Annotated in this window: 20 protein-coding genes and 1 pseudogene; 12 read left to right on the top strand and 9 right to left on the bottom strand. The window is 72.0% G+C overall.

Annotation, left to right across the window (positions count from 1 at the left end; genetic code table 11):
• Positions 1-29 precede the first annotated feature (29 nt).
• The 3 genes from ACZ31C_RS04240 (at position 30) to ACZ31C_RS04230 (ending at position 1,691) form a co-directional block, all read left to right on the top strand.
• A complete protein-coding gene (locus ACZ31C_RS04240) occupies positions 30-809 on the top strand; it encodes an SDR family oxidoreductase (protein WP_465794111.1) in 780 nt (259 codons plus the stop codon).
• Positions 810-846: 37 nt separating this feature from the next.
• The gene (locus tag ACZ31C_RS04235; protein ID WP_117227917.1) at positions 847-1,041 is read left to right on the top strand and encodes a hypothetical protein; all 195 of its coding nucleotides are present in this window, start codon (positions 847-849) and stop codon (positions 1,039-1,041) included.
• A gap of 101 nt (positions 1,042-1,142) precedes the next feature.
• Positions 1,143-1,691: a YbaK/EbsC family protein gene (locus ACZ31C_RS04230; RefSeq protein WP_465794360.1), complete on the top strand. Its 549-nt coding sequence runs from the start codon at positions 1,143-1,145 to the stop codon at positions 1,689-1,691.
• Positions 1,692-1,744: 53 nt separating this feature from the next.
• On the opposite strand, the pseudogene ACZ31C_RS04225 reads toward ACZ31C_RS04230, so the two are convergent.
• The 6 genes and pseudogenes from ACZ31C_RS04225 to ACZ31C_RS04200 form a co-directional block, all read right to left on the bottom strand.
• Positions 1,745-2,398 (bottom strand): annotated as a pseudogene (locus ACZ31C_RS04225) (DsbA family oxidoreductase); the annotation flags it as partial.
• A 135-nt stretch (positions 2,399-2,533) separates the two neighbouring features.
• On the bottom strand, positions 2,534-2,962 hold the full coding sequence (locus ACZ31C_RS04220) for a SufE family protein (RefSeq protein ID WP_449943703.1): 429 nt from the start codon (positions 2,960-2,962) through the stop codon (positions 2,534-2,536).
• Positions 2,963-3,116: 154 nt separating this feature from the next.
• Positions 3,117-3,542: a CBS domain-containing protein gene (locus ACZ31C_RS04215; RefSeq protein WP_350697960.1), complete on the bottom strand. Its 426-nt coding sequence runs from the start codon at positions 3,540-3,542 to the stop codon at positions 3,117-3,119.
• Positions 3,543-3,598: 56 nt separating this feature from the next.
• Positions 3,599-5,359 (bottom strand): proline--tRNA ligase, encoded by a 1,761-nt coding sequence (locus ACZ31C_RS04210; RefSeq protein ID WP_465794110.1) that lies wholly within the window; start codon positions 5,357-5,359, stop codon positions 3,599-3,601.
• A gap of 40 nt (positions 5,360-5,399) precedes the next feature.
• The gene (locus ACZ31C_RS04205) at positions 5,400-6,062 is read right to left on the bottom strand and encodes a response regulator (RefSeq protein ID WP_465794109.1); all 663 of its coding nucleotides are present in this window, start codon (positions 6,060-6,062) and stop codon (positions 5,400-5,402) included.
• On the bottom strand, positions 6,059-7,228 hold the full coding sequence (locus tag ACZ31C_RS04200; RefSeq protein ID WP_465794108.1) for a sensor histidine kinase: 1,170 nt from the start codon (positions 7,226-7,228) through the stop codon (positions 6,059-6,061). Before ACZ31C_RS04200 ends, ACZ31C_RS04205 begins: the two co-directional genes overlap by 4 nt.
• Positions 7,229-7,360: 132 nt before the next feature.
• On the opposite strand from ACZ31C_RS04200, the gene ACZ31C_RS04195 reads away from it, so the two are divergent.
• From ACZ31C_RS04195 to ACZ31C_RS04185, 3 genes are all read left to right on the top strand, one after another.
• A complete protein-coding gene (locus tag ACZ31C_RS04195) occupies positions 7,361-7,804 on the top strand; it encodes a hypothetical protein (RefSeq protein WP_465794107.1) in 444 nt (147 codons plus the stop codon).
• Positions 7,805-7,871: 67 nt separating this feature from the next.
• Positions 7,872-8,633 (top strand): HAD family hydrolase, encoded by a 762-nt coding sequence (locus ACZ31C_RS04190; RefSeq protein WP_465794106.1) that lies wholly within the window; start codon positions 7,872-7,874, stop codon positions 8,631-8,633.
• A gap of 109 nt (positions 8,634-8,742) precedes the next feature.
• The gene (locus ACZ31C_RS04185; RefSeq protein ID WP_465794105.1) at positions 8,743-9,642 is read left to right on the top strand and encodes an alpha/beta fold hydrolase; all 900 of its coding nucleotides are present in this window, start codon (positions 8,743-8,745) and stop codon (positions 9,640-9,642) included.
• Positions 9,643-9,660: 18 nt separating this feature from the next.
• Here the strand turns inward: ACZ31C_RS04185 and ACZ31C_RS04180 are convergent, their stop codons facing one another.
• Both ACZ31C_RS04180 and ACZ31C_RS04175 read right to left on the bottom strand, forming a co-directional pair.
• A complete protein-coding gene (locus tag ACZ31C_RS04180; protein WP_465794104.1) occupies positions 9,661-9,849 on the bottom strand; it encodes a DUF397 domain-containing protein in 189 nt (62 codons plus the stop codon).
• Entirely contained in the window at positions 9,834-10,646 is an 813-nt protein-coding gene (locus ACZ31C_RS04175) for a helix-turn-helix domain-containing protein (RefSeq protein ID WP_465794103.1), read from the bottom strand. The genes ACZ31C_RS04180 and ACZ31C_RS04175 overlap by 16 nt, the downstream gene beginning before the upstream one ends.
• A gap of 217 nt (positions 10,647-10,863) precedes the next feature.
• On the opposite strand from ACZ31C_RS04175, the gene ACZ31C_RS04170 reads away from it, so the two are divergent.
• From ACZ31C_RS04170 to ACZ31C_RS04160, 3 genes are all read left to right on the top strand, one after another.
• Positions 10,864-11,250: a hypothetical protein gene (locus tag ACZ31C_RS04170; RefSeq protein WP_465794102.1), complete on the top strand. Its 387-nt coding sequence runs from the start codon at positions 10,864-10,866 to the stop codon at positions 11,248-11,250.
• Between the two features lie 152 nt (positions 11,251-11,402).
• Complete coding sequence (locus ACZ31C_RS04165; protein ID WP_465794101.1) at positions 11,403-12,170, top strand: SGNH/GDSL hydrolase family protein; 768 nt, start codon at positions 11,403-11,405, stop codon at positions 12,168-12,170.
• A 211-nt stretch (positions 12,171-12,381) separates the two neighbouring features.
• Positions 12,382-13,272: a sulfurtransferase gene (locus tag ACZ31C_RS04160; protein WP_465794100.1), complete on the top strand. Its 891-nt coding sequence runs from the start codon at positions 12,382-12,384 to the stop codon at positions 13,270-13,272.
• Between the two features lie 127 nt (positions 13,273-13,399).
• Here ACZ31C_RS04160 and ACZ31C_RS04155 read toward each other — a convergent pair whose 3' ends face one another.
• The gene (locus ACZ31C_RS04155) at positions 13,400-14,008 is read right to left on the bottom strand and encodes a TetR/AcrR family transcriptional regulator (RefSeq protein ID WP_465794099.1); all 609 of its coding nucleotides are present in this window, start codon (positions 14,006-14,008) and stop codon (positions 13,400-13,402) included.
• A gap of 108 nt (positions 14,009-14,116) precedes the next feature.
• On the opposite strand from ACZ31C_RS04155, the gene ACZ31C_RS04150 reads away from it, so the two are divergent.
• The 3 genes from ACZ31C_RS04150 (at position 14,117) to ACZ31C_RS04140 (ending at position 20,056) form a co-directional block, all read left to right on the top strand.
• Positions 14,117-15,298 carry an FAD-dependent oxidoreductase gene (locus tag ACZ31C_RS04150; RefSeq protein WP_465794098.1) on the top strand — a complete coding sequence of 394 codons (1,182 nt, stop codon included), beginning with the start codon at positions 14,117-14,119 and terminating at the stop codon, positions 15,296-15,298.
• Between the two features lie 75 nt (positions 15,299-15,373).
• A complete protein-coding gene (locus tag ACZ31C_RS04145) occupies positions 15,374-17,161 on the top strand; it encodes an HSP90 family protein (protein WP_465794097.1) in 1,788 nt (595 codons plus the stop codon).
• Positions 17,162-17,167: 6 nt separating this feature from the next.
• Positions 17,168-20,056 carry a hypothetical protein gene (locus ACZ31C_RS04140; RefSeq protein ID WP_465794096.1) on the top strand — a complete coding sequence of 963 codons (2,889 nt, stop codon included), beginning with the start codon at positions 17,168-17,170 and terminating at the stop codon, positions 20,054-20,056.
• Positions 20,057-20,109: the final 53 nt, after the last annotated feature.

The following is a 20,109-nucleotide window of genomic DNA, read 5'->3' as shown; positions in this document are numbered from 1 at the left end:
CGTCGGAGTAGTCGATGAAGGAGGTTGACATGCGGGTACTGGTCACCGGAGCGGGCGGCCGACTCGGCGGCGCGGTGCTGCCCCGGATGGTCGCCGAGGGGTTCCAGGTGCGGGCCACCAGCCGGCGGGCGCGTACCGGATCGGGTGTCGAGTGGGTGGTGGCGGACCTGGCGACCGGCGCGGGCGTCGCGGCGGCGGTGGCCGGGGTGGACGCGATCCTGCACCTGGCGTCCTCGCCGACCCGGCGTACCCACGAGATCGACGTGCTCGGTACCCGCCGGCTGGTCACCGCGGCGGCCGGGGCGGGCGTGGCTCACCTGGTCTATATCTCGATCGTGGGCGTGGACCGCGTGCCGTACGTGTACTACCGGCACAAGCTCGCCGCCGAGCAGGTGGTGGCCGCCGGTGGGGTGCCGTGGACGGTGCTGCGGGCCACCCAGTTCCCGCAGTTTCTCGACGAGCTGCTGCAGAAGTCGAGCAAGCTCGGCCCGGTGATCGCCGACCGGGCGGTGGTGGCCCAGCCGGTCGATCCCGGTGAGGTGGCGGACAAGCTGATCGAGCTGCTGCGCGCCGGTCCGCGCGACGGCATCGTGGAGTACGGCGGCCCCGAGGTGCTGCGGTTCGACGACGCGGTACGCACCTGGCGGCAGGCGCGGAAGTCCCGCCGACCGATGCTGCCGGTGCGGTTCCCCGGCCGTCTCGGTCGCGAGCTGCGCGACGGTGGACTGGTCACCGAGGCCCACCCGACGGGTCGGCGGACCTGGGCGGACTACCTGGCCGACACGTACGGGGGAACGACGACAAGATGACGCCCGCTCTCGTTCACGTTCGCCATACCGTCGGCTCATGCTCACGTTCGTCGTCACCTGCCTCCTGTACGTCTGCGGCTTCGTCTTCCTCTACGGGGTGATCCGGCTCGCGGTCCGACACGCCTTGGAGGACATCGAGGCGCGCCGCGTGCAGGCGGAGCGGGCGGAGGAGATGGCCGTCGCCCGGGACCGGGCGATGCTCCAGGAACACGGCTTCCTGACCAACGGCTGACCGGCGATGGGACTGGTGTGTCCTGTTGCCGGTCGCTCCACGGCTGGCCGCTGCCCTCGGTGACCAACGCACCCGCCCCGGATGCGACGATCGCACCCGTGATGGGAACTTTGCACACCGAGCCCGCCTGTGGTCGCCCCGACCTGTTGGCCGCACCGGTCGCCGACGCGCTGGCGCAGTGGCCCGCCGACGCGCCGGTGGACGTCGACGCGGTAGTGGTCGCGGCGATCGACGCCGAACTCGCCGACACCGCCGCCTTCTGCGACGCGTACCAGGTGGGGCTGGACGAGTCGGCCAACTGCGTGGTGGTCGCGGGCAAGCGGGAGGGCGTCGTCCGGTACGCGGCCTGCGTGGTGCTGGCCACCACCAGGGCCGACGTCAACGGGGTGGCCCGGCGCGCGCTCGACGTACGCAAGGCGAGCTTCGCGCCGATGGCCGACGCGGTCGAGTCGACCGGCATGGAGTACGGCGGCATCACCCCGATCGGGTTGCCGCCGGAGTGGCCGATCCTGGTCGACGCCCGGGTGGTGGCCGCACCGTACGTGATCATCGGGTCGGGTGTGCGGCACAGCAAGATCGCCCTGCCGGGCCCGGCGTTGGCCGTGTTGCCCGGCGCGCGGGTGGTGGAGGGCCTGGCCAAGTCGGTCTGACTGTCGAACGGCGTCGATGTGGTTGCACGTGAAACATAGCCGCCGTCGATGGGTCAGGAGTCGGCGGCCTCACGCTCCGCGACCTCGTTGAGTGCGGCGAGCAGGGTGGCCGGATCCTGGGCGCCGGAGACTCCGTACTTCCCGGCGAACACGAAGGTCGGCACACTGGTGATGCCGAGCTGCCGCGCCTCGGTCAGCTCCTCGTCGAGAGTGGTGACGCCCTCCTCGGAGTCGAGGAAGCGGCGGGCCTCCGCGCCGTCCAACCCGACCCCGGCGGCGATCTCCGCGAGCGCCTTCCGGTCGCCGATGTCGACGCCGTCGGTGAAGTGGGCCTTGTGCAGGGCGTTCACCGCCTCGGTGCCACGGCCCTGCTCGGATGCCCAGTCGATCAGCCGGTGCGCCTGGAACGTATTCGCCGCGATCGCCTGCGAGAAGTTCAGCTCCAGCCCGACGCTCGCACCGATCTCGGTGACCTGCGCGGCCATCTGCTGGGCCCGCTCCGGACCGCCGAACTTCGCGGCCAACGCGTCGAGCAGCGGCACCGGCTCGGCCACCGGGGACGGGTCGAGCTGGAAGGGGCGATGCCGGACGGTGACCTCACCGTCGTACGAGGCGAGGGCCTCCTCCAGGCGACGCAGGCCGATCCAGCACCAGGGGCAGACCACGTCGGCGTAGATGTCGATCTCCATGCCCGGAGACAACCCGCCGGTACGCCGATCTGTTCCCGTACCTGCCGGTGAGTGACCCGACCCGCTTCCGCGCTTGCCGCATCGAGACGGTCAGGCCGCTTCCGCGTCTGCCACGTGAAGACAGCCGACCTGCTTTCGCACCTGCTGGTGGGGTCAGCCGACCTGTTCGCGGACCTGGCGCTTGAGTCGGGCGAGGATGGCATTGCCGCCGCGTACCCGCAGCGGGCTGATCGCCTGCGCCAGACCCATCCGCTGGTACAGGTCGTCCGGGACGGCGAGCACCTGCTCCGGGCTCGCGCCGGCCAGCCCTTCGGCGAGGATGCCGGCGAACGCACGGGTGGTGGGCGCCTCCGGCGGGCAGTCGAACAGGGTGCGGACGATGCCCTCGGGCGTCACCTCGGCGCGCAGGAAGAACGACGTCTGGCACTCCGGCACCTGCTCCATGCCCTCGTGGCCGGTCTGGCCGTCGGGCAGCGGCGGCACCGCGTCGGAGTACTCCAGCAGCATCTCCAACACCACCTCACGGGGTGCGGAAGCGAACTCGTCGACGATCTCCGCCAGCTTGGTCGGCATCTCGGGCATTCCGCCAGGCTACCGGCGGCGTGCTCGGCGCTGCGGTCGCGGCCGGAGTACGGCCGCGACCACGGTCGCGCATGGTGCAGTGCGCGGTGGGTGTTAATAGGGGACCCCTTCTCTACCGTAGGCGTTAAGAAGGGGCCCTTCCTTACACCTGTCCCTACACCTGGGGGGCCTGTTCGCTGATCTCGCTGAGGGCGGAGGTGGGGTCGAGCTGCATCGCCAGGTCGCCGAGGGAGACGATGCCGACCAGCTTGCGTTCGTGGTCGCAGACGAGGATGCGGCGGATGCCGCGCTCGCGCATCAGGGCGGCGGCCTTCGCGGCGGTGCAGAACTGCTCGATCATCACGACTTCGCGGGTGAGGATCGAGCCGATGGTGGCGGTCGTCGCACTGGCGTTCTCGGCGACCGCCCGGACCACGATGTCGCGGTCGGTGAGGATGCCGGCCAGTTCGGCACCGTCGGTCACCACCACGTCGCCGATGTCGGCGTCCCGCATCACCCGGGCGGCCTCGTCCAGTGTGGTCTCCGCCGACAGGTAGATCACCTGCTTGGTCATCACGTCGACGACCCGATACTCGGTCATGAGAGCCTCCAGAACACCATCTGCCGATCGGGATGCCGTACCCCGTTATGTGACCGCTACACCACGTTTCGCGCCAACTCCTCGACGAGATGGTCCGTCACGTTCTCCATCGGGATCTCGGCACGTTCTCCGGTGGACCGGTCACGCACCTCGACGTACCCGTCGGCGAGGCGGCGGCCGACGACGACGGTGCGCGGGATGCCGATGAGTTCGGCGTCGGTGAACTTCACCCCGGCGGAGACTCCGGCCCGGTCGTCCACCAGCACCCGCAGGCCGGCGGCGGCCAGCCGGGTGCCCAGGTCGAGCGCCGCCTCGACCTGGGGACCCTTGCCGGCCGCCACCAGGTGTACGTCGCAGGGGGCGATCGCCGCCGGCCAGACCAGTCCCCGGTCGTCGTGGTGCTGTTCGGCGATCGCGGCCACCGCCCGGGACACCCCGATGCCGTAGCAGCCCATGGTGGGGCGTACCGGCTTGCCCTGCGGCCCGAGGACGTCGACCGCGAAGGCGTCGGTGTAGCGGCGGCCGAGTTGGAAGATGTGTCCGATCTCGATGCCCCGACGCATGGTCAGGCTCCCGCCGACACAGGCGGGGCAGGGGTCGCCGGGGCGTACGTCGGCCGCCTCGACGGTGCCGTGCGGGGTGAAGTCGCGGCCACAGACCACGTTCGTGGCGTGCCGTCCCGGCTCGTTCGCCCCGGTCAGCCAGGCGGTGCCCGGCACCACCCGAGGGTCGACCAGATAGCGGATGCCGAGTTTGTCGAAGACCTGCGGCCCGATGTAGCCCCGGACCAGGTCGGGCCGCTCGTCCCAGGCGTCGAAGATGTCCACGGTGGCCGGTGCCAGCACCGCGGCCAGCCGCTTGAGGTCGACCTCGCGGTCACCGGGTACCCCGACGACGAGCAGTTCGGTCTCGTCGATGCCGGGTCGGCGTACGGTCAGCACGACGTTCTTGAGGGTGTCGGCGGCGGTCCAGTCGTCGCGTCCGGCGAGTCGACGGTCGTTGGCCAGCGCGATCAGGCTGGCGATGGTGGGCGTCTCCGGGGTGTCGTGCACCTCGACGGGCGGCTGGGCCAGCGGGTCACCGGCTGCCGGGGCGGGCGTGGTCACCGCCTCCGTGTTGGCCGCGTAGTGGCAGTCCGTGCAGCCCACGAACGTGTCCTCGCCGACGGGCGCGATGGCCAGGAACTCCTCCGAGGCGGAACCGCCCATCGCCCCCGACGTCGCGTGCACCACCGTGTACTCCAGGCCCAGCCGGTCGAAGACCCGCCGGTACGCGTCCCGGTGCCGGTCGTACGCCGCGCGCAGCCCCGCCTCGTCCAGGTCGAAGGAGTATGCGTCCTTCATCAGGAACTCGCGTCCGCGCAGCAGTCCGGCACGGGGCCGGGCCTCGTCGCGGAACTTGGTCTGGATCTGGAACAACGTGACCGGGAAGTCGCGGTAGGAGGTGAACAGGTCCTTCACCAGCAGCGCGGCCAACTCCTCGTGGGTGGGGGCGAGCAGGTGCTCGGCGCCACGCCGGTCGGCCAGCGTGAAGATGTCGTCGCCGTACTCGGTCCAGCGTCCGCTGGTGCGGTACGGCTCGGCCGGCAGCAGCGCCGGGAAGTGCACCTCCTGGTCACCGATCGCGGTCATCTCGGCCCGGACGATCTCGGCGACCCGGTCCAGCACCAGCTTGCCCAGCGGCAGCCAGGTGTACCCGCCGGGAGCGGCGCGGCGCAGGTAACCGGCGCGCAGTAGCAGCCGGTGACTCGGCACCTCCGCGTCGGCCGGGTCCTCGCGCAGTGTCCGGATCAGCGTGGTCGACATGCGCAGCAGCATGGCCGCAGCGTACGACCCGGGGTACGGGACGGCGATCCGATTAGTCGCGGTCGGGGTCGGCGAGCCCGGCCCGGTGGGCGATGACGGCCAACGCGGTCCGGTCCCGGGCGTCCAGCTTGGCCAGCAGACGGCTCACGTACGTCCGGGCGGTGGCCGGGCTGATGAACAGCGCGCGGCCGATCTCGTCGTTGCTCTCGCCCAGCCCGACGCGGGCCAGTACGGCCCGTTCCCGCTCGGTGAGCACGGCCAGTCGAGGGTCCGGCGGCGGCAATCGGGGAACGGCGGCGAGTCGTTCCATCACCCGGCGGGTGACGGTGGGCGAGAGCAGGTTCCCGCCGGCCGCTGCGGTGTGTACCGCTCGCCGCAGGTCGTCCGAGCCGGTGTCCTTGAGCAGGTACCCGGCGGCACCGAGCCGGACCGCCTCGACGATGTCCTCGTCGTCGTCGAAGGTGGTGAGGATCAGCACGCGGGTCCCGGTCAGCGTCTCGTCGGCGCGGATCGCGGCGGTGGCCGCCAACCCGTCCAGGATCGGCATCCGGATGTCCATCAGCACCACGTCCGGCCGCAGCCGGCGGGCCAGGTGCAGGCCGGTGCGTCCGTCGGCGGCCTCCCCGACGACGCTGATCTGCGCGTCGGACTCCAGCAGCGTGCGGATTCCGGCCCGGACCAGGTCCTGGTCGTCGACCACGAGCACGGTCGTCATGTCGTACCCGCCCACGGCAGTTCGGCGCGTACGGCGAAACCGGTGGGCTGGTGCTCGGCGGTGAGTGAGCCGCCGAGGCTCTGGGCCCGCTCCCGCATCCCGGCGATGCCGTGCCCGCCGCCGGTGGCCCGGTCGGTGGTCGGTCGGTCCGCGCCGGAGTCGGTGACCGACACGGTCACCTGCCGGTCGTCCTGCGCGACGTGGATCTCCACCCGGCTGCCCGCCGAGTGCCGGACCACGTTGGTGACCGCTTCCTGAATGATCCGGTACGCGGCGGCCTCCACCGGTGCCGGCAACGCGGCGCGCAGCCGGACCTGCACGTCGACGTCGAACCCGGCGGCACCGGCCGCCCCGGTCACCGCGTCCAGATGTGCCAGCGACACGACCGTCCGGGGCGGGTCGTCGTCCCGGCGCAGCAGCGTCACCGTCCGCCGCAGGTCGTCCATGCTCCGGCGGGCGGTGGCGCGGATCAGCTCCAGGGCCGACCGGGTGGCCTCCTCGTCGCGGCCCAGCGCCTCCCGGGCCACGTCGGCGTGCAGCGCGATCACCGAGGTGGTGTGGCCGAGCGAGTCGTGCAGGTCCCGGGCGATCGCGAGCCGCTCACCCTGCACCCGGGCGTCCGCCTCCTGCCGGTAACGCTCCGCGGTCAACTCGGTGATCCGTCGCGCGTCGGCCTGCGCGGTCCGCCGGGACCGCAGGCTGTCGCCGAGCGCGATCGCCGCACCCATCAGCAGGACGTGACCGGCCAGCTCGTAGCCGACGACGAAGGAGAAGTTCTGCCCCTCGGCGAGACGGACCATCACCGACACCACGACCACCAGCACGGCGGCGCTGACCGAGGCGGCGAGGCGGCCCTGCTCGGCGGCGGAGAAGAGGGCGGCGGCCACCGGCACGGCCAGACCGACCGCCGGATAGCCGGCGGCGTAGTAGGCGAACAGGCCGAGCACCGTGACGGCGAGCACCACCACCGGGTAGCGGCGGCGGGCCAGCATCAGCGCACCGAGACCCACCGCCCACAGGTACGCGATCCGGTCCGGCTCCTGACGGCCACCCTCGTTGGCGGTGATGACCACCGAGACGACGGCGGTGACGCCCACGCCGAGGAGTACGTCGGTGAGCCAGGGCCGGACCCGGCGTACCGGAGGCTGGCTCGGCTGACCGCTCACCGGCCCAGCGTACGGCGCGGACGGGGGGCTTCGGAGTCGTCGGGAGGCGACGTCCGGGGTCGCCTCCCGACGTACCGCGATCGGGTCCGCGTGCGGATGGCGGGCGGCCCGGCCGTCCCTAGCGTTGCCGGCATGACCACTGTCTCGTCGCACCGCTCCGCGCTCGGCCTGCCGCTGCTCGCCCTGATCGGGTTGGCGCTGCTCGGCCTGCCCCGGGTGGTGCTGCACGACCTGGACCTGGTGCACGAGGGCACCTTCGTCAACCTGCTGCTGGTGGTCGTACCGCCGGTCGTGTGGATCACGGTGGCGCTGGTGCGGCAGGTGCCCAACCCGTTCCTGACCCTGCTCGCGGTCGGTCTCTGCTACGGCGTCCTGCTGGCGGTCGCCCACCAACTCCTCTGGGACATCGCCTTCGACGAACCGCCGACGCTCGGCGGCAACCTCACCGACCTCGCCCCGGGTGCCCAGACCGTCGTCATCCGGTTCTTCGCCACCATCAGCAGCGTCTTCACCGGGGTCATCGTGGGCGTGGTGACGGGTCTCGTCGCCTGGGCGCTGAGCCGGGTACGTCCCTGACCGGTGCGGATCGGTGGATCTCCACACCGGGCCCGTCGCCGGTGACGGTCTGGGCGAGGATGGGGGCATGATGCGGGCGCCGGGCGGACTGTTGCTGGATTTCGGGGGCGTGCTGGCGGACGCGCCGGGGAACGGGTGGGCGTCGCCGGAGGTCGTCCGGCGGATGTCCGAGGTGATCGACGGTGCCCTGCCGGACGAGCGGATCGCGGCCGACCTGACCTCGGGCGCGCGGGCGTACGGGCGGTGGCGGGACGAGACCGGCGTCTCGGCCGAGCCGATGGAGCTGACGCACGACCGGGTGTGGGCGGACTTCGTCACCCACACCTGGCCCGAACCGGCCAGGGCCGCCGTCACACGGCAGGCCACCCCGCTGGCGTACGCGTCGACGTGGCGCACCGAGTGGCAGGTGCGGCCCGGCATCCCCGAGGCGTTGGCCGCCGCCGCCGAGGCGGGAGTGCCGATGGCCGTGGTCAGCAACGCGCTCTGCGGTGCTGCCCATCGCGACTTCCTGGCCGCTGCCGGACTGTCCGGCCGCTTCGTCGCCGAGTTCTACAGCGATGAGACGGGGTTGCGGAAGCCGAACCCGCGCTTCGCCGTGTTGGCCGCCGACGCCATCGGCGTACCGGTGGAGCGGTGTTGGTTCGTCGGCGACAGCCTGCACCGGGACGTGGCCTGCGCTCGGCGGGCCGGTGTCGGGGCGGCGGTCCTGATGCGCTCGCCGCGCACCGACCGCGAGCCCGACGCGCCCGAGTTGGCGCCGGATGCCTGGATCGAGGACGGTCACGGGCTGCTCGACCTGCTGCGCGGCAGCGGCGACGCGGGATTCTAGTCAGCGTCGCAGGCGACTCCCGCCTCCTTGCCGGAACCGTCGTCGTCGCCTTCCGTCGCGTCCTACCGTCCGGGGGACCGGTCGGTGATCGAGGGCGAGGAGCGGGGCTTTGTTCGATGACGTGCGGCAGATCGACGCGGGTGTCCTGAACGTCGGGTACGTCGACGCCGGCCCGGCGGACGGGCCGGTCGTCCTGCTGCTGCACGGCTGGCCGTACGACATCCACAGCTTCGCCGAGGTGGTGCCGCTGCTCACCGACGCCGGCCATCGCGTGCTCGTGCCACACCTACGCGGCTACGGCACGACGAGCTTCCGCTCGCCCGACGCCGTCCGCAACGGCGAACCGGCGGCCATGGCCTGCGACGCCGTCGCGTTCCTGGACGCCCTCGACGTGCCGCAGGCGACGGTGGCCGGATTCGACTGGGGTGCCCGCACCGCCGACATCCTGGCCGTCCTCTGGCCGGACCGCTGCGCCGGCCTGGTCGCGGTCAGTGGTTACCTGATCGACGGCCAGGAGTCGGGCAAGGCACCCTTGCCCCCTGCGGCCGAGCACGCCTGGTGGTACCAGTTCTACTTCGCCACCGACCGAGGCCGTCAGGGGTACGCCCGCAACCTGCGGGACTTCGCCAAACTGATCTGGCGGACGGCGTCCCCGCAGTGGAGCTTCGACGACGCGACGTTCGACCGGAGCGCGGCCTCCCTCGACAACCCCGACCACGTCGACATCGTGATCCACAACTACCGCTGGCGGATGGGCCTGGCCGACGGCGAACCGCAGTACGCCGACCTGGAGGACCGACTGGCCGACAAGCCCGCCGTCACGGTGCCCACCATCAGCCTCGAAGGCGACGCCAACGGCGCACCCCACCTGGAACCCGAGGTGTACGCCACGCAGTTCACCGGCCCGTACGAGCACCGCACGATCAGCGGCGGCATCGGGCACAACCTGCCGCAGGAAGCGCCGAGGGCCTTCGCCGACGCGGTCATGCAGGTGACGTCGCTGACCTGACCTCTTTGCTGTTCGGGTTCAGGTGCGCTTGGTCTTGGCGATGAAGGCGTGCCAGGCGGTCGGGGTGAAGGCGAGCGCCGGGCCGGTGGCGTCCTTGCTGTCGCGTACGCCGACGATGCCGGGCAGGTTGTCGGCCACCTCGACGCACTCGCTGCTGCCGCTGCGCGCGGACTTGCGCCAGGCCGCGCCGCTCAGATCATGGACCATGACTCCATCACTTCCTTCATCAGCAGCTCGGACTGTCCCTTGGGGAGGGCAACGCTGCGGATCCCCTCCCACCTTGCATGCAGCGTAGCCAATTCCTCAGCCCTGTCGATGGTCGCGCCGCCGACGTGGTTCTCCAGGTAACCGACCCAGTCACCATCGACTCCCCGGGCCAGGGTGAACGGGCCGTCGAGTCCAACATGAACGCTCGCCTCTGCGGGGATGACGAGAATCAGCACGCCACCGCGCTTCACGCAGTCGAGCAGGTGACCGATCTGTTGGGTCATGATGCCCCGGAAGCTCTCATCGGCCCGGCGCAGCGTCGTCTCCTCGATCACCGCGATCAGGATCGGTGGGTCGTCCGGCCGGGTCAGGACCGCCTGCCGGTCCATCCGTACCGCTACCCGCCGCTCCACCTCATCGTCGTTGAGCATGTCGTCGGCGCGAATCACCGCGCGGGCGTAGTGCTCGGTCTGGAGCAGACCGGGAACCAGCGACGGGTGGTAGCAGCGCAACTGCTGAGCACCGCGCTCGGCGTCCAGCCATGGGCGTAGGAAATTCGGCTGGCCATGCAGCTCGGCGATGCGCAGCAGCCCCGACAGCAGGCCGTCGCTGTGCAGCACTTCGTCGGCCCGTTTGAGGAAGAGCCGGTCGAACGGGCGTTGCCCCAGCTCGATCGCGGAGACCTGCGAGCCGGAGAAGTGCACCAACTTGCCGAAGTCCTCCTGGGTCAGGTCGGCGGAGAGTCGCAGCCTGCGCAACTGTGCCCGGATCAGTTCGGCGGTCGGCTCGGATTCCACGCTGCCTCCACGAATTCTCGGCCGTTCGGATGGATGCCCGGCCCGGCGTCACCATCGCCACGGCCGGTGTCGATGCCTTCCGACAGTAGTCGTCCGGTCAGCAGACTGTGACCCGGCGGTCCTGCTCCCATCCACCGGGGACGGGGTGGGACTGCACCGGGGCCGTCCCGGCACCTCCCCCGTGCCGGGGCGGCCCCACCCAGAGGCGGAGGTCGAGATGTCCCACCCGAAGTCGTACCCGGTGCCGCGTCGTGGCCCGGCGGCCGAGCGGCCCCGGCAGCATCCGATGTCCGGTCCGCAGCATCTGCCGCTGCGTCCGCTCTGGTTGTGTCGGGCCTGCGGGCATCCGTGGCCCTGCGCCGAGGCGCGGCTGTTGCTCCGTGTCGAGTACGACGACCGCTGGCTCGACCTGGCCGTCTACCTGTCGGGGCTGTACTTCGAGGCGACCCACGATCTGTTCCGGCTCGACCCGGACGGCGGTCCGACACCGCCTGAGCTGTTCGCCCGGTTTGTGGCCTGGGGGCCGTACCGTCGCTCGGCGGTCGACCCGCCGCGCGCCTGCACCGGCCGCTGTCGGCTGCCCGCCGCGTCGCCGGAGGGATGACGTCTGCCACGTTCGGCGAGCGTGGGGCAGACCGGTGAATGCGACCGGTGCCAGACTCCCAGGTGTTAGGAGGGGACCCCTGCTATACCGCAGGCGTTAATAAGGTGCCCTTCCTTACCGGCAGCCTTACCCGCAGCTTCGAGGAGTGAGCAGTGCGCTGGCGCAGTTACGTCGCGGTCGGGGACAGCTTCACCGAGGGCCTGGACGACGCGTATCCGGACGGCACGTTCCGGGGGTGGGCCGATCTGGTGGCCACCCGGCTGGCCGCCGAGGCCGGGCCCGAGTTCCGGTACGCCAACCTGGCCATCCGTGGCCGACTCTTCCCGCATGTGGTGGCTGAACAGGTGCCGTCCGCGCTGGCGATGAGGCCCGACCTGATCAGCTTCGCCGCGGGCGGCAACGACGTGCTGCGTCGCAACTTCGATCCGGCCGCGCTGGTCGGCCGCTTCGACGAGGTCGTCCGTGATCTGCGTTCGGGCGGTGCCGACGTGGTGCTGTTCCGGTTCGCCGACGTGATGTCCCGACTGCCGGGACAGCGGCTGATCGCACCCCGGATCGAGCTGCTCAACCGCGCCGTCGGGGAGACCGCCGAGCGGCACGGCGCGATCCTGGTCGATCTGTACGCCGACGACACGTACCTCAACCCGCTGCTCTGGAGCACCGACCGGCTGCACCTGTCGCCGGCCGGTCACCGCCGGGTGGCTGCCCAGGTGCTCGGTGCACTCGGCGTCGGCTGCGACGAGGAGTGGCTGCTCGTACCCCCGAGGCCGACGCCGAGCCCGTGGCTGGCTGCTCGTACCGCCGACCTGCGTTGGGTCGGTCAGCACCTGGCGCCCTGGCTCAAGCGCCGCCTCACCGGCCGTTCCTCCGGCGACACCCGCACCGCCAAACGCCCCACCCTCACCCCCCTCGCCGACTGACCTGCACCCCACTCCGCCCCTGGACCTCTGCCTCGCCGCTGTCCGCGCCTCCATGATCGGCGGGCAGTGGGCGGGCGGGTGCTCCAGGCGGTGCTGCCGCTCGGTGCACGTTGTTAGGAGGGGTCCCCTGCTATACCGGAGGCGTTAGCAGGGGACCCCTCCTTACACACAACCCCGCGCGGACGCGGGTGCTCGGCGTACCTTGGGGCTCATGTCTGTGCCCAGTGATCCCGATCCCCGACTCCAGTCGTACGCGGACCCGCAACGGCTGGTGACCACCGAATGGCTGGCGGAGCACCTCGGCGACGAGGGTCTCGTCGTGGTCGAGTCCGACGAGGACGTGCTGCTCTACGACACCGGCCACATTCCCGGTGCCGTGAAGGTCGACTGGCACCTGGAGCTGAACGACCAGGTGACCCGTGACTACCTGGACGCCGAGCGGTTCGCCGAGTTGTGTGCGGCCAAGGGCATCGGCCGTGACGACACGGTCGTCTTCTACGGCGACAACTTCAACTGGTGGGCCGCGTACGCCCTCTGGGTCTTCACCCTCTTCGGTCACCGGGACGTGCGGCTGCTCGACGGCGGTCGGCAGAAGTGGATCGCCGAGGGGCGGGAGCTGACCCGGGACAAGCCGGTCCGGCCGAGGGCGGAGTACCCGGTGCCGCAGCGCGACGACGCGCCGGTGCGCGCGTTCCGCGAGGACGTGTCGGCGCACGTCGACGCCGATCGTCCGCTGGTGGACGTGCGGTCGCCGGGTGAGTACACCGGCGAGATGCTGCACATGCCGGACTACCCGCAGGAGGGCGCGCTGCGCGGCGGGCACATCCCGGGCGCGGTGAGCAAGCCGTGGAAGTCCGCCGCCAACGACGACGGCACGTTCAAGTCCGCCGACGAGTTGCGCGCGATCTACGCCGACCAGCTCGGGCTGAGTCCGGACGACGACGTGATCGCGTACTGCCGGATCGGCGAGCGGTCCAGCCACACCTGGTTCGTGCTGCGGCACCTGCTGGGGTACCCGCGCGTGCGTAACTACGACGGCTCGTGGACCGAGTGGGGCAACCTGGTCCGGGCCCCCGTCGTCAAGGGCCCCGACCCGAGGTGAGCCGTCCCGCCAAGCCCCTTCCACGGAGATGATCAAGAGGTTTTGGGGCTCCCACCGCCCGATTTTGACCAGAACTTCTTGATCGACTCAGGGCGTCCGGCATTGCCGGACGCCCTGAGCGGCCCATTCATGACCGGCTCGGCGTCGGGTCGCGGAGGTAGCGCTGGATGGTGGGGGCCAGCCAGGCGACCAGGTCGGCGGGCTCGAAGTCGACCATGGGTGGCAGGTGCAGGACGTACCGGGTCAGGGCCACGCCGAGTAGTTGGCTGGCGACCAGGCCGGCTCGGTGTGGGGCTTCGGTCGGGTCGACGACCACCCGGGCCACGGCCGTGCCGAGCTGGGTGGCGAAGATGTCGCGTACCCGCTCGGCGCCGCTCGGGTTGGTGCTGGCCGTGCGCAGCAGCGCCGGCAGCGTGGTGTCCCCCTCCCAGCGGGTGAAGAAGTAGCCGACCAGCGTCTCGCCGAGGCGGTCGGCCGGTGTGCCGCTCAGGTCCGGCAGCCGCAGGTCGAACTCGGCCGCCGCCGCGAACAGGCCCTCCTTGCTGCCGTAGTAGCGCATCACCATGGACGGGTCGATGCGCGCGTCGGCGGCGATGGCCCGGATCGTCGCCCGGTCGTAGCCGTCGGCCGCGAAGCGCTCGCGGGCGGCCCGCAGGATGGCCGCGCGGGTCGCGTCCGCGTTGCGCGGGCGGCCACCGCCGGGTGCCGGCTCGTGCTGCGGTACGCCTTCCGTCATGTGCACGACGGTATGCCAACACGTGTTGACTTCTTCGGTCGGGGGTGCCTAGCGTTGCCAACAAGTGTTTGCCAACAGTTGTTGGCAAGCGGATCGGGGGAGGTCGTCATGCTGCCCGGAACCACGGACGTCCTGATCGTCGGAGCCGGTCCGACCGGCCTGACCGCCGCGCTCACGTTGGCCCGCCGGGGGGTCGAGGTCACCTTGGTCGACCAGCGGGAGGCACCGGCGGTGACCTCACGGGCGGCGGTCGTGCACGCGTACACGCTGGAGATGCTGGACCTGGTCGGCGCGGGCGCGCCGCTGGTCGCACGCGGACTGCCGTCGGCCCGGTTCAGCGTCCGCGACCGGGACCGGGTGCTGGTCACCGTGCCGTTCGACCGGCTGCCCAGCCGCCACCGGTACGCGCTGATGGTCTCCCAGTCCGTCACCGAGGAGGTGCTCGCCGAGCGGCTGGCCGAGGCGGGCGGCCGGGTGCTGCGGCCGTACCGGCTGACCGGGCTGCGGAAGGACGCCGACGGCGTGGCGGCGCAGTTCGGTGACGCGGTCGTCCGGGCGCGCTGGGTCATCGGCGCCGACGGCATCCACAGCACCGTCCGTGAGCTGGCCGGTATCCCCTTCACCGGGCCGGACGGGTCGGCGGAGTCGTTCGTTCTGGCCGACGTACACCTGGACAGCGTGCTGCCCCGCGACGGCGCGTCGGTCTTCCTCGCCCGGGGCGGCCCACTGGTCTGGGCGCCACTGCCCGACGACCGGGTGCGGCTGGTCGCCGCCGTGACCGACCCACCCGCCGAGCCGGACCTGCCCTACCTGCAACGACTGCTCGACGAGCGGGGCCCGCGACGACGGCCGGACCAGGTCCGGGAGGTCCTCTGGTCCTCGCGGTTCCGGCTGCACCGACGCGTCGCGGAGACCTTCCGCGCAGGGCGGACACTGCTCGCCGGGGACGCCGGGCACGTGCACAGCCCGGCCGGTGGGCAGGGTATGAACCTCGGCATCTGCGACGCCGTCGACCTCGGCGAGACCCTGGCGGCGGTGCTGGCCGGGGGCACCGAGACCCTCCTGGACGAGTACGCGGCCCGGCGTCGTCCCCTCGCCCACGAGGTGGCCGGCTTCGCTGACCGGCTGACCCGCCTCGCCACCGTGCCGTCCGCCGGACGTCCGGCCCGGGACGCGCTGCTGCGCCTGTTCTCGGCGCTGCCACCGGTCCGTCGACGGGTCGCTCTGCGGCTCTCCGGGCTCAGCCAACGCGCGTCCGATAAGGTGGCCCACCCGGCGAGGTCTCGCTGAGGAACCGGGCACGCGGATGTCGGCCCGCACCGGTACGGTGGGCGCCGACATCCGGGAGCGGGGAGCGGACAAGGCGTGGACCGTACCTTCCAGGTGGACCTGCGTGGCGTGGTCGACCTGCTCAGTCATCACCTCTACGGCAGCCCACGGGTCTACGTCCGCGAGCTGATGCAGAACGCGGTGGACGCGATCACCGCGCGTCGGGCCGCCGAACCGGACGCGCCGGCCCTGGTCCGGATCGAGCCGCCCGAGCTGACCGGCGACGGCACCCTGCGGGTGCATGACACCGGCATCGGGCTGACCGAGGCGCAGGTGCACGAGTTGCTGGCCACCATCGGCCGCAGCTCCAAACGGGACGAACTGGGCTTCTCCCGCCACGAGTTCCTCGGCCAGTTCGGCATCGGGCTGCTCTCCTGCTTCCTCGTCGCCGACGAGATCCGGGTGGTCACCCGCAACGGCGACCATCCCACCGTGCTCTGGACCGGCTACGCCGACGGCCGCTACGCGGTGCGCCTGGCCCCGTCGCAGGAGGCCCGCTCCGAGGTCGGCACCACGGTCACCCTGGTGCCGCGTCAGGACGCCGACCAGTGGTACGCCACCGCCACCGTCACCGAGCTGGCCCGCCTCTACGGCAGCCTGCTGCCGGTGACCGTCCGCGTCGGCAGCGTGGTGACCACCACCGGGGAACCGCCCTGGCCGACCAGCCCGGGTGCGACCGTGGACCGGGCCGCCCTGATCGCGTACGCCCGCGAGACGCTCGGCGTCGACCCGTTCGACGTGGTGCCGCTGCGGGTGCCGGAGTCCGGGCTGACCGGGGTGGCGTTCATCCTGCCCACGGCCGTTAATCCGGCCGCCCGGGCCGGTCACCGGGTCTATCTCAAGCGGATGTTGCTCACCGAGCACGCCGACGGCCTGTTGCCGGACTGGGCCTTCTTCGCGCACTGCGTGGTCGACACCAGCGAGCTGCGGCCCACCGCCAGCCGCGAGGCGCTCTACGAGGACTCGCTGCTCACCAGCACGCGCGAATCGCTCGGCGCGCAGATCCGTGGCTGGCTGGTCCGGCTCGCCAAGCACCAGCCGCACCGGCTGGCCGAGTTCCTCCAGGTGCACCATCTCGGGGTGAAGGCGCTCGCCCTGCACGACGACGAGATGCTCACCCTGGTCGACCAGTGGTGGCCGATGGACACCAACGTCGGCACGCTCACCCTGGCCGAGTTCCGGCAGCGCTACGGCCTGGTCCGGTACGCCGCCAGCCTGGACGAGTTCCGTCAGCTCGCGGCCGTCGCCGCCGCGCAGGACCTGGCCGTGGTCAACGGCGGCTACACGTACGACAGCGAGCTGATCGAGCGACTGCCCACCGTGGACCGTACGGTGCTCATCGAACGGCTCGAACCGAGCGACCTGACCACCCGGTTCCACGCCCTCGAACCGCACGTCGAGTTGGCGCTGCGGCCGTTCCTCACCGCCGCCGGTCGGGCCCTGGAACGACTCGGCTGCGAGGTGCTGATCCGGGCCTACGATCCGGCCTCCCTCCCGGCGTTGTACCTGCTCAGCCGCTCGGCCGCGTTCACCGACCAGCTCGCCGCCAGCCGGGACAAGGCCGACGAGCTGTGGGGCGGCGTACTCGACGCGTTGGCCGCCTCCGCCCCGGCGGACCGCCCGCAGCTCGTGCTCAACCACCGCAACCCGCTGGTGCGCCGGATCACCGCACTCGGTGATCCGGAGCTGGTTGGGCTCGCCGTCGAGGCGCTCTACGGGCAGGCGCTGCTGCTCGGGCACCACCCCATCCGCGCGGCGGACGCCGCCCTGCTCAACAGTTCCTTCCTCGGCCTGCTGGGCCGGGCCGTCCCTGGACAGGAGTGAGACGTCGTGGCCGACGAGGACCTGTGGCGGATGCTGCGTCAGACCGGCGAGATGCCGTACGGCGTCGGACAGATCGCCGCGCTGGAGCAGTTGCTGCGCCGGGCGGACGCCGCCGACGACCGGCACCTCGCCTTCGCGGTCCGCATCCAGGGCATCACCACCTACATCTACGGCGGCGAGCCGGCCAAGTCGTTCGTCGTCTTCGCCTGGTGCCTGGCCGAGTTCGACAAGGACCCGCAGCCCTACCACCAGCGGTACGCCCAGCACCTGCTCTGGCACTTCAAGCACATGGTCAACGGGATGCTGAGCTTCCCCGAGGTGCCGTTGGACCGCACCCACGCGGTGCTCGACGACATGGAGCGGCGCTACCGCGAGGGCGGGCACAGCCTCCAGGCCGTCTACAAGTACCGCTACCGGGTGGCCGACCACCTGGGCGACCGCGAGCAGGCCGAGGAGTGGTACCGCAAGTGGCTCACCACGCCCCGCGACCAGCTCTCCGACTGCGCGGGCTGTGATCCGACCACCCAGGTCAACCACCTGAGCCGGACCGGCCGCCACGACGAGGCGGTGGCGCTGGCCGAGCCGGTGCTGAGCGGGCGGCTGAGCTGCACCGAGCAGCCGCAGGGCATCCTCACCGCGCTGCTGCCGGCATACCTGCACAGCGGCCGCCGCGACGAGGCGCGTAACGCGCACCGGGAGGCGTACCGCCGCCACCGGGGCAGCATCGCCGACCTGTGGGACGTCAGCGAGCACATCGAGTTCTGCACGTTGACCGGCAACGAGGCGCGGGCGCTGGAGATCGTCGAGCGGCACCTGGACTGGCTGGACCGGGCTCCCTCGCCGGGCGCCGCGATGCACTTCGCCGCGTCGGCCGCCGCCGCGCTGCGCCAGGTGGACGACCAGACCCTGACCGTGCACCGCCGCGCCTTCGGGGAGCGACCGGCCGGCGAAGTCACGCTGGGTGTGCTCGCCGCCGAGCTGGCCGAGACGGCGACCGGCATCGCCGCCCGGTTCGACACCCGCAACGGCAACAGCAACCAGTCCGAGGGCATCGCCCGGCGACTGGCCGTGACGCCGGTCGGCGACCACCTGCCCCTCTCGGCGAGCCTGCGGCGTCGACCGGTGCCCACCACCCGCACCGCCACCGCCACCGAGGCTGTCTCCGAGGCTGTCCCGCCGCGCGAGGTCACGGTCCCCGAGCCGCGTCGGTCGGCGGAGTTCGTCGTACCCGCCGAGGCGGACGCGGGCGAGCTGCTGGCGCTGGCCGAGCAGCGGTGGTCGGCCCACGACCGCGTCGGCATGCGTGCTGTCTTGGCTGCCTTCGAGGAACGCTTCGGCGAGGCGGAGCTGTCGCCGCGCGAGCGTGCCCACCGGGGCGAACTGCGTGCCGCCGAGCTGGTCGACGCCGGGGACCTGACCGGTGCGGTGACGGTCAACCGGACGACCATGGCGGCGTACGAGGAGTTGTCCGACCCGGCTCGCGCCCAGGTCGTCGCCAGCCGCCTCGGCGCGCTGCTGGCGCAGGGCGAGGAGCCGGACGAGGAGGCGTACGCGCTGGCGCACACCGCCGCCGACTTCCTCGACGAGCACGGTGACGCCCGGCAGCGGGCCGCCGCGCACGATCGGCTGGCCGTGGTGCTGGCGCAGCAGGCCCGCTGGCCGGAGGCGCTGGCCGCCTCGGAGCGGGCGGCCGACGGCGCCGGAGACCCGTTCCTGGCTGCCCGGATCGCGCTGCACCGGGCGCACATTCTCGAACAGCTCGACGACGAGGACGCCTTCCGGGCCGGCGCGGAGCAGGCCCATCGGCTCGCCCAGGAGGCGGGGGTTCCGGAGCTGATCGCCACCGCCGCCCTGGCGCACGCCCGTGTCGCGCAGGATCCGGCAGAGGCGGTCGCCGCGTGCGACGAGTCACTGGCCCACGCCGGGGACGCGCTGCTCCTGCCGGCGCGGGTGACCCGTGCCCGGGCGCTGATCGCGGCACAGCGTGCCGACGAGGCGGTGGAGGACTTCGCCGAGGCGGTGGCGCTCTGCGTCGAGCGGGGCGAGGCCGGTGACGCCTACCTGCGCTGGGAGTTGGCCACCGCGTACCGGGTGGCCGGGCGGCTCGGCGAGGCGGCCGAGGTGGCCGAGGAGGCGGTGACCGGGCTGGACCGGCTCGGCCACCAGGCCGACGCCGATGCGGCCCGACACATGTTGGCCGGCATCTACCAGGGGCTGGGCGAGATCGACGCGGCGCTGGCTCTGCTGGACCGGCTCGCCGAGAACCTCGACGGGCCGGACAATCTCCCGCATCGGGCGCAGGTGCTCGAAGACGCCGGGGACATCCTCTACCAGGCCGACCGGGACGCGGCGGCGGGACAGAAGTTCGCGGCGGCCGCCTCGGCGTACCAGCTCGCCGGTCTGCACCTGGACGAGCTGCGGGCCCGACGTCGGGAGGCGTCCGCGTACCTCTACGCGAATGAGACGGCCAGTGCGCTGCGCGCGGTCGAGGCGACCGACCGGCTCGCCGGTGAGCTGACCGCCGGGGCCGCCGACGAGCCGCCGGTGATCTACGAGGTGTCGTTGGCGGCCGAGACGGCGGCGCGGGTGCTGGCTGGGGACGAACGGGAGGGCGAGGCGCTGGACCGGCTGGCCGGGGTCGCGCACCGACTGCGATCCGTGGAGGCGTTCGGCGAGGCGGCCCAGGTGGAGATCCTCACCGGCGAGCTGCTGCTGCGGCAGGGCCGACCGGCCGAGGCGGAGCCGGTGCTGCGTGAGGTCCTGGGTGGTCTGCCGCCCGAGTCGAGGCCGGCGTCCCAGGCCGCCTGGCTGCTCGCCCGGGCGTTGGACGAGCTGGGCCGCTCGGCGGAGGCGACCGACCTGCGCAAGCAGCACGGCCTGGACCACGACCACTGACGACCTGGGGAAACAGGGAGCGTTCCCGGCAATCGGACTGGCGGGTAACCGAG

It is taken from the genome of Micromonospora sp. NPDC023869, assembly GCF_055559695.1.
This window is presented reverse-complemented; position numbering and strand designations above follow the sequence as displayed.

Excerpts from the sequence above, each read along its gene's own strand:
- ACZ31C_RS04240 (WP_465794111.1), top strand. The coding sequence starts at position 30 with ATGCGGGTACTGGTCACCGGAGCGGGCGGCCGACTCGGCGGCGCGGTG.
- ACZ31C_RS04235 (WP_117227917.1), top strand. The coding sequence starts at position 847 with ATGCTCACGTTCGTCGTCACCTGCCTCCTGTACGTCTGCGGCTTCGTC.
- ACZ31C_RS04230 (WP_465794360.1), top strand. The coding sequence starts at position 1,143 with ATGGGAACTTTGCACACCGAGCCCGCCTGTGGTCGCCCCGACCTGTTG.
- ACZ31C_RS04220 (WP_449943703.1), bottom strand. The coding sequence starts at position 2,962 with ATGCCCGAGATGCCGACCAAGCTGGCGGAGATCGTCGACGAGTTCGCT.
- ACZ31C_RS04215 (WP_350697960.1), bottom strand. The coding sequence starts at position 3,542 with ATGACCGAGTATCGGGTCGTCGACGTGATGACCAAGCAGGTGATCTAC.
- ACZ31C_RS04210 (WP_465794110.1), bottom strand. The coding sequence starts at position 5,359 with ATGCTGCTGCGCATGTCGACCACGCTGATCCGGACACTGCGCGAGGAC.
- ACZ31C_RS04205 (WP_465794109.1), bottom strand. The coding sequence starts at position 6,062 with ATGACGACCGTGCTCGTGGTCGACGACCAGGACCTGGTCCGGGCCGGA.
- ACZ31C_RS04195 (WP_465794107.1), top strand. The coding sequence starts at position 7,361 with ATGACCACTGTCTCGTCGCACCGCTCCGCGCTCGGCCTGCCGCTGCTC.
- ACZ31C_RS04190 (WP_465794106.1), top strand. The coding sequence starts at position 7,872 with ATGATGCGGGCGCCGGGCGGACTGTTGCTGGATTTCGGGGGCGTGCTG.
- ACZ31C_RS04180 (WP_465794104.1), bottom strand. The coding sequence starts at position 9,849 with ATGGTCCATGATCTGAGCGGCGCGGCCTGGCGCAAGTCCGCGCGCAGC.
- ACZ31C_RS04170 (WP_465794102.1), top strand. The coding sequence starts at position 10,864 with ATGTCCCACCCGAAGTCGTACCCGGTGCCGCGTCGTGGCCCGGCGGCC.
- ACZ31C_RS04160 (WP_465794100.1), top strand. The coding sequence starts at position 12,382 with ATGTCTGTGCCCAGTGATCCCGATCCCCGACTCCAGTCGTACGCGGAC.
- ACZ31C_RS04155 (WP_465794099.1), bottom strand. The coding sequence starts at position 14,008 with ATGACGGAAGGCGTACCGCAGCACGAGCCGGCACCCGGCGGTGGCCGC.
- ACZ31C_RS04150 (WP_465794098.1), top strand. The coding sequence starts at position 14,117 with ATGCTGCCCGGAACCACGGACGTCCTGATCGTCGGAGCCGGTCCGACC.